The sequence below is a fragment of the Nonomuraea sp. MG754425 genome, assembly GCF_021699195.1.
Classification (GTDB): domain Bacteria; phylum Actinomycetota; class Actinomycetes; order Streptosporangiales; family Streptosporangiaceae; genus Nonomuraea.
The window spans coordinates 1-1,734 of the sequence record NZ_SSXE01000408.1; the positions used below are offsets into that span (position 1 = coordinate 1).

Annotated in this window: 2 protein-coding genes and 1 pseudogene; 1 reads left to right on the forward strand and 2 read right to left on the reverse strand. The window is 75.5% G+C overall.

Features of this window, described 5'->3' with window-relative positions:
- A pseudogene (locus FAF44_RS53070) lies at window positions 1-193 on the forward strand (wyosine base formation); the annotation flags it as partial.
- A gap of 61 nt (window positions 194-254) precedes the next feature.
- Here the strand turns inward: FAF44_RS53070 and FAF44_RS53075 are convergent.
- Together FAF44_RS53075 and FAF44_RS53080 are read right to left on the reverse strand one after the other, a co-directional pair.
- Window positions 255-770, reverse strand: a complete 516-nt coding sequence (locus tag FAF44_RS53075) for a MarR family winged helix-turn-helix transcriptional regulator (RefSeq protein WP_237111100.1) — start codon at window positions 768-770, stop codon at window positions 255-257.
- 274 nt (window positions 771-1,044) lie between these two features.
- Window positions 1,045-1,734 (reverse strand): FUSC family protein (locus FAF44_RS53080; protein ID WP_237111101.1); only part of this gene is annotated, 690 nt, incomplete at its 5' end.

The following is a 1,734-nucleotide window of genomic DNA, read 5'->3' on the forward strand; positions in this document are numbered from 1 at the left end:
CTGCGAGCTCATCGCGCCGGGCGGGGACGTGTGGCGCTTCGGCGACCCCGGCGCGGAGTCCGCGATCACGGGGCCGGCCGGCGACTTCTGCCGGGTGGGGGCGCACCGCCTCGCCGCCGCCGACTCGGCGCTCACGGCCACCGGGCCGCACGGCCCCGCGGCCCTCGCGGTCCTGCGCAACTACGCCTTCTGATCGAACCGCCGGGCCGGGACGTCAGGCCCTTGCCGGAAACCTCCGCCGCCGTCATCGCCCGTCAGCCGAGCATCCCGCCCAGGCGGCCCTCCAGCATCAGCAGCAGCTCCGCCAGCAGGGCGGCCAGCTCCCGTTCCCGGTCCGCGGGCAGGCCGGACAGCAGCGCGGTCTCGTACTCGAGTTGTTCGGGCATCAGCCGCATGATGAACTCCCTGCCCCGCCCGGTGAGCGACAGGTGGGCCACGCGGCGGTCGCGGTCGTCCACCCGGCGGGCGACCAGGCCGATCTCCTCCAGCCGGCGCACCCGCTTGGTCACGGCCGCGCCGGAGGCGAACGTCTCGCGGGCCAGCCTGCCCGGCGTCAGCTCGCCGCCGACCCTGAGCAGGGCGCACAGGACGTCGTACTCCGCCCGGTTCACGCCGGCGCGGCCGAGCGGGGCGTCGGTGGCCTGGTGCAGGAGGGCGGTGCACCGGTTGAGACGGCCGATGACGGCGATCGTGTCGAGGTCGGCGTCCGGGAGGACCTCCCGCCACTGGCGCAGCGCGACCGCCACGGCGTCCTCCACGGCGTCCCCCACGTGCCCGTCCTCCCTCGCGTCCGGCTGTCCGGTGGCTTCCGATCGTACGCGCCGGCGCCGCGGGCCGGACGCGTGACGCCGGCCCGGCGGACCAGGCGGTGACGAGCCCGGCCTGTGGCGGCCAAGCCGTTCGGCCGCGCTCGTCTACCCCGGCCTGCCTGAACGCGCAGGCCGGTCAGGCGGTGGTCGGCTCGGCCGGGCCTGTGGTGGCCAGGCCGTTCAGTCGCTCGGGTCTCGGCCGGGCCTGTGGTGGCTGAGCCGTTCGGCCGGTGGGTCAGGTGGTGGTCAGCTCGGCCAGTCTGTGGTGGCCGGCGCGTTCGGCCGCCGCGATGCGTTCCTGTGGCAGCGCCGCGCTCCACCACTCGCCCGCCGCGATGTCGGCCGCCTCGCGCAGCTCGACCAGGGCGGCACGCAGCCGGTCGCGGGCGGCGCGTCCCTCGGTGAGCGGCTGTTCGACCAGCCGTTCCAGCCGTTCCAGCCCGGCCCGTACGCGGCGGGCGGCGCGCCGGTCGGGCAGCAGCACGCAGGCCAGCAGCCCGGCTGCGGCGCCCAGGCAGGTGTCCAGCCAGCGGTCCGCCACCAGCGCGGACACCGGCTCGGCCCCCGCGAACTCGGTCATCAGCATGGCCATCGGCGCCACGAACACGCTGCCCAGCCAGTAGTTGCGGGTGATGACCGCCTCGGTGACGAACTGCATGACCAGCACGGTCACGATCAGCGCGATCGCGCCCAGTCTGGTCAGCGGCACCACCAGGGTGAACACGGCGACGCCGAGCAGGTTGCCGACCACGCGCTGGAGCGCGCGGCTCCAGGACATGGTGGTGTTGGCGGCGAACACGGCCGCGGCGGTCACGACGGCCCAGTACGGCCTGCCCACGCCGAACGCCATCGACGCCCATCCGGCCAGCGCCGCACCCCCGGACACCATCGCCACCACCCGCCACCAACGCACCACGAGCCCCAC